This window comes from Candidatus Pelagibacter communis (assembly GCF_001179845.1).
Lineage (GTDB): Bacteria > Pseudomonadota > Alphaproteobacteria > Pelagibacterales > Pelagibacteraceae > Pelagibacter > Pelagibacter ubique_Q.
In genome coordinates this window covers 1-675 of record NZ_CVSB01000005.1, presented here as the reverse complement: position 1 = coordinate 675, position 675 = coordinate 1, and the positions used below count along the sequence as shown (strand labels likewise).

Annotated in this window: 1 protein-coding gene; it reads left to right on the top strand. The window is 19.7% G+C overall.

The window, feature by feature from the left end:
• On the top strand, window positions 1-648 hold a 648-nt coding region (locus AMN81_RS00040), incomplete at its 5' end, for a glycosyltransferase (protein WP_179850550.1).
• Window positions 649-675: the final 27 nt, after the last annotated feature.

The window sequence follows — 675 nt, the reverse complement described above, 5'->3', positions numbered from 1 at the left end:
ATAACGAATTCAAAATTTGAGAAAAATTTTATTAAAAAAAACTTTCAATTAAATAATGTAATTTGTATTCATCCACCTTCAATTAAAAATATAATTAAAAAGAATTTTAATAAAAAATCTAAAAAGATACTTAACATAATTTATGTTGGCAGGTTGGCAAAAGAAAAAGGTGTTTTTATAATTTTGAAAGCACTTAAAAATTTAACTAAAAAATATAAATTTTCATTAAATTTATATGGAGATGGACCCGAAAAAAAATCTATAAAAGAATTTATTAAAATAAATAATTTAAATAAGAAAATTTTTTTAAAGGGTTTTGAGAAAAATAAAAATTTAATTTTTAAAAATGCAGATTTATTTATTAATGCTTCCCTTTGGGAAGGGTTGCCAAATGCTTTAGTTCAATCAATTAATTACAATGTTTATCCAATTTGTAGTGATGCTCCTGGAGGAAATATGGAAGTAATTAAAAATGGTAATCTTGGACTTTACTTCAAAACAAACGATGAAATAGATCTTCAAAAAAAAATAAAAAAATTTTTAAATAAAAAATTAAAATTAAATAGCAAAAATAGAATTAAACATTTACATAACTATACTGAACTTAAATCTAATCTAAGATATCTAAAAACTCTTAATAAGTTTTAAATTATATCTTCTGGTTTTTGATATTCA